Source organism: Rhodopseudomonas sp. B29 (genome assembly GCF_000333455.1).
Taxonomy (GTDB): domain Bacteria; phylum Pseudomonadota; class Alphaproteobacteria; order Rhizobiales; family Xanthobacteraceae; genus Rhodopseudomonas.
The window spans coordinates 1-4,928 of the sequence record NZ_BADD01000218.1 but is presented as its reverse complement, the minus strand read 5'-3'; the positions used below and the strand labels follow the sequence as shown (position 1 = coordinate 4,928).

Below are 4,928 nucleotides of genomic sequence, written 5' to 3'. Positions count from 1 at the left end.
CGCGATCATGCCCGAATCGAGAATCGCTCGGTGAGCACGAAATCCTTGGCGGAGGCCGTCATGCCGAGCGCGATAGACAGGCCATGCTGGCCGCCATTGGTGATGAACAACTGATCGACGTCGGTCTTGATACCAAGCTCGGCGAACCACCGCGCCATCGCGGCGCGATGCTGCGGCAGCCCCTGGTGTGGCAGATAGCCGAGCAGCGGCTGCAGCGCGCCGTCGGACACGATGTCCTCGAGCACCTGGGCGATGACCTCAGCCTCGCCGGTCGGCGGCGGCACATTGAGCGCGAGATTCATCGAGGCCGGCGTCTGATTGCTGCCGGCGCCGGACGACTGGCGGCGCTGCACGAAGGTGCCGCGCCCGACCTCGCCCGAGATCAGACCGCGTGCTTCGGCTTCCGCATAGGCCTTGGAGATGGTGCCGAGGCTGAAGCCGAGCCGCACCGCCATGTCGCGCTGGGGCAGCAGCCGCGTGCCCGGCTTGAGCGCACCGGACGAGATGTCGTTCTCGAGCGCCTGCACGAAAGCCAGATATCGCGGCGCCTCGCTGGCAGCGAGCGACGGGCACCATTCGATTTGCGATTTCGCGGCCACGAGCACCTTCCGAGTGAATCGATCCCTCGGAGTAGTACAATTCGCAAATTGTTTCAATCCGACTTGCCGCCACCCGCCAAAAACCAGGAATTCCTCAGTGTATCAGTGCAGAATGACCTTATTGCTGCACTGCAATGATGATTTCACGGGTGATTGACCTAGAATAAGTTTGACATTGATCTAGTGCGATCTTAGCAATTGTCCCAACAATAAAACCGGGAGTGAAACGCGTGATCTACGAAATTCGCGTCTATGAGGCCGTCGAAGGCAAGGCCGCGGCCATGCGGGCGCGCTTCAAGCAGCATGTGGTCCCGCGGTTGCCGCGCCACGGCATCGAGCTGCTCGGCGTGTTCGAAGCCCCCGCCGAAGACGGCCGTCTGACCTATCTCACCCGCTTCAAATCCGAGGACGACCGCACCAAGGCATGGGCCGCGTTCGGCGCCGACCAGGAATGGCGCGCCATCAAGGCGGAGTCGGAAACCGATGGGCCGCTGCTGAAAAACCAGACCGTCTCGGTGCTGTCGCCGGCCGTCGCCGGACTGCTGCTCGGCTGAACCGGCGCATGCACCGGATGAGATCCCACCGCGTAAAGGGCGTTCGATGAAGCCAGCCCCATTCGATTATGTCAGGCCGGACTCGGTCGCTCACGCCTGTGAACTGCTGGCAGCGGACGAAGACGCCCGCCTGATTGCCGGCGGCCAGACGCTGGTGCCGATGCTGGCAATGCGACTGGCGCGGCCCGCGGTGCTGATCGACATCTATCGCCTGCCCGAACTCAGCGGCATCCGCCTCGAGGGCGACGCGCTGGTGATTGGCGCGACGACCCGGCAGATGCACGCCGAGCGCAGCAAGCAGGTCGCGGACTCGCTTCCATTGTTGGCCCGCGCGCTGCCCTGGGTCGGCCATCTGCCGACACGCACGCGCGGCACCGTCGGCGGCTCTGTCGCCAACGCCGATCCCTCCGCCGAAATTCCGCTGGTCGCGGTGACGCTGGGCGCGCAGATCGACATCACCAATCCGGACGGCGCCTCCAGCATGCCGGCCGATGACTTCTTCATCGGACCGATGCTGACCTCGGTGATGCCGGGCGATTGCGTCACGGCGGTGCGCTTCCCGATCTGGCAGCAGGCCCATGTCGGCACCGGCTTCCATGAAGTCAGCGCGCGCAAATCCGACTTCGCTTTCGTGGCCGCGGCCGCGCAGGTTGCGCTCGACGACGACGGCCGCTGCATCGCCGCGGCGCTCGGCATCGGCGGCGTCGGTGATCGCGCTATCCGGCTTGATGTCGATGGATTGATCGGCGAGCGCGCCGACAGCGCGAAGCTCCGCGACATCGTCGCGGCCGCGACGACCGTGCTCGAGCCGACCTCCGATCTGCACGCCACCGCAGACTATCGCATGCGCGTCGCCGTCACGCTCGGCACCCGCGCACTCCAGGACGCCATGGCGGATGCGCGCGGCGACGCGCGGCCCAACAGCGGACATCACGCATGAAGGCGACTCTCAAGGTCAACGGCCGCACCACGACGATCGATGTCGAGCCGCGCAAGACGCTGCTCGATGCGCTGCGCGACGATCTCGGCCTGGTCGGCAGCCACGCCGGCTGCGAGCACGGCGTCTGCGGCGCCTGCACGGTGCTGCTCGACGGCGATCCGGTGCGCTCCTGCCTGATCTTCGCCGTGCAGGCCGACGGCTATGAGATCACCACGATCGAAGGCCTGGCGCCGGCGCCGGGCGAACTCAGCGTGGTGCAGGACGCGTTCTGCGAAACCCACGGCCTGCAGTGCGGCTATTGCACGCCCGGCATGATCCTGACCGGCCATGCGCTGCTGCAGCGCAATCCCGACCCGAGCCGCGACGACATCGTCGATGCGATCTCCGGCAACATCTGCCGCTGCACCGGCTACGGCCAGATCGTCGAAGCCATCGAGTTCGCCGCCGACCGGCTGCGCAAGGCCAACGCGCCGCGCGACCTGACGGGTAGCGACGCCAATCAGCCGCATGTCGATCCGGCCGCCGCCACCGACGCGCCGCAGCAGGGCGTGCTCGAAGCCGCCGAAGCCGACACGCCGCACGGAGGCCGCTCGTGAATCTGCCGCTGCCGCTGAAATTCGTTTCGTCGAACCGCCGCGTCCGTGAGGATCGCCGCTTCGTCGCCGGCCACGGCCGCTATGTCGCTGACATCACGCTCGACGGCATGCTGCATGTCGCGCTGGTCGCCTCGCAATATCCGGCCGCAAAAATTGCGAAGATCGACAGCGCTGCGGCGCTGGCGATGCCGGGCGTGGTGCGCGTCCTCACCGGCGAAGAGCTGGTTCATGCGGTCGATCCGCTGATGAACGGACTCGATACGCCGAAGGTGCGCCGCTTTCCGCTCGCGGTCGGCCAGGTCCGCTACGCCGGCGAGTGGGTCGTGGCCGTGGTGGCCGAGAGCCGCGCGCAGGCCGAGGACGCCGCCGAAAAGGTGCGCGTCACGTACGAGCCGCTGCCTTACGTCATCGACGCCGAAGAAGCCGCGACCGATGCAAGCCCAAAGGTGCATCCCGAGCACGGCACCAACGTGCTGCTCGACCGCACCTTCGTGTGGGGCGAGGTCGACAAGCATTTCGCCGAGAGCCAGCGGCATCTGTCGTTCCGCGTCAAATGGGGCCGCAACTCGACGGTGCCGATCGAGACCTTCGGCGTCGTGGCGCGCTGGGACGCCTGGCGCGAGATGCTCGACGTCTGGGCCTCGATCCAGATGCCGAAGTATCCGGATCAGATCGCCCGCGCGCTGCGAATTCCCGCCAACAATGTCCGCGTCCATCAGGATGTCGATGTCGGCGGCAGCTACGGCGTCAAGCGCGGTATCAAGCAGACCGTGCTGGCCGCGCATCTGTCGCGCGTGCTCAATCGCCCTGTTCGGCTGATCGAGGACCGGCTCGAGAACATGCGCGCCGGCGATGCCCACGGCCCGGAGCGGCTGTTCGATGTCGAGGTCGCGTTCAACGACGACGGCATCGTCAAGTCGATGAAGATGCGGGCGCTGGACAATGTCGGCGCCTATGCGGGCCGCTCGCCGTTCCAGCTCGGCAAGCCGATCGGCGCCATCGTCGGTCCCTACAAGATCGAGAGCGTGCAGTACCGGGCAATGGCGGTGCTGTCGAACAAGACCGCGCAGGAAGCGGTGCGCGGCTTCGGCCAGGCGCCGACCAACTACGCGATCGAAACCGCGATCGACAAGGTCGCCGCAGCGGTCGGCCTCGACCGCATCGAGATCCGCCGCCGCAACTTCATCCGCCACGATGAATTTCCCTATCTGATCCCGAGCGGCACCACCTACGACAGCGGCGATTATCACGCCGTGGCCGACAAGGTGACGGCGAGCGCCGACTACGCCGCACTGGTGAAGGAGCGCGACGCGCTACGGGCCTCGGGCCTGATGGCCGGCATCGGCATCGCCGCCTGCCTGGAGCCGAGCGGCGGCAATTCATCGTTCGAGCCGCTGCTCAACGAGAAGAACACCACTTCGACCTGGATGGACTCCTGTCGCATCAATGTCGATGCGCTCGGTTTCGTCACCGTCACCATCCACACCACTTCGGCCGGCCAGGGCCACGAGACGCTGGCTGCGACCGTGGTCGGCGAGGTGCTGGAGATCGATCCCGACCTGATCCGCGTGGTGCGGCCGGATTCGCTGGCCTGCCTGCCGTCGAACTCGCCGGTCGGCAGCCGCATGGCGATCATGCTGGGCGGCGCCTGTTATCACGCCGCCGAGAAGCTGAAGACCAAGCTGAAGCAGATCGGCGCGCATCAGTTCGGCCTCGGCGCCGACGACATCGTCTACGCGCAAGGCGGCGTGTCGGATCCGAAGTCCGACCGCAAGCTGAGCTGGGCCGAGATCGTCAATATCGGCCACCGGCAGTTTCACAACCTGCCCGAGGGCATGAACCCCGGCCTCGAAACCACGCATGTGATGCAGGTGCCGACGGCCACCAAGCTGCCGGAGAACGGCCGGGTGCAGATGTATCCCTGCCACTCGTTCGAGTTTCACCTCGTACTCATCGCGTTCGATCCGGAGATCGCCAAGCCGGAAATCCGCAAGTACGTCATCGGCCACGATTGCGGCGTGGTGATCAACCCGCACATCGTCAAGGGCATGACGCTCGGCGGCATCGCCCACGGCATCGGCGCGGCGCTGCTCGAAGAGTTCGCCTACGACGCCGAGGGTCAGCTACTCACCCAGAGCTTCATGGACTATCTGCTGCCCTCCTCCCACGAAATTCCCAAGGTCGAGATCGTGCACCACTGCACGCCCTCGCCGTTCACCGTTTCGCCAGAAGGCTCGGA

General features: G+C 66.1%; 5 protein-coding genes. 4 read left to right on the top strand and 1 reads right to left on the bottom strand.

Annotation, left to right across the window (positions count from 1 at the left end):
- Positions 1–5 precede the first annotated feature (5 nt).
- Positions 6–599 (bottom strand): aminotransferase class I/II-fold pyridoxal phosphate-dependent enzyme, encoded by a 594-nt coding sequence (locus tag I5M_RS07725; protein WP_159103980.1) that lies wholly within the window; start codon positions 597–599, stop codon positions 6–8.
- A gap of 230 nt (positions 600–829) precedes the next feature.
- Here I5M_RS07725 and I5M_RS07720 point away from each other — a divergent pair, with 230 nt between their 5' ends.
- From I5M_RS07720 to I5M_RS07705, 4 genes are all read left to right on the top strand, one after another.
- On the top strand, positions 830–1,153 hold the full coding sequence (locus tag I5M_RS07720) for an NIPSNAP family protein (RefSeq protein ID WP_031335798.1): 324 nt from the start codon (positions 830–832) through the stop codon (positions 1,151–1,153).
- Between the two features lie 46 nt (positions 1,154–1,199).
- Positions 1,200–2,093 carry a xanthine dehydrogenase family protein subunit M gene (locus tag I5M_RS07715; protein ID WP_022720872.1) on the top strand — a complete coding sequence of 298 codons (894 nt, stop codon included), beginning with the start codon at positions 1,200–1,202 and terminating at the stop codon, positions 2,091–2,093.
- Positions 2,090–2,689 carry a (2Fe-2S)-binding protein gene (locus I5M_RS07710; protein WP_022720871.1) on the top strand — a complete coding sequence of 200 codons (600 nt, stop codon included), beginning with the start codon at positions 2,090–2,092 and terminating at the stop codon, positions 2,687–2,689. The genes I5M_RS07715 and I5M_RS07710 overlap by 4 nt, the downstream gene beginning before the upstream one ends.
- Positions 2,686–4,928: xanthine dehydrogenase family protein molybdopterin-binding subunit (locus I5M_RS07705; RefSeq protein ID WP_022720870.1), on the top strand; the 2,243-nt coding region annotated here is incomplete at its 3' end. The genes I5M_RS07710 and I5M_RS07705, both read left to right, overlap by 4 nt.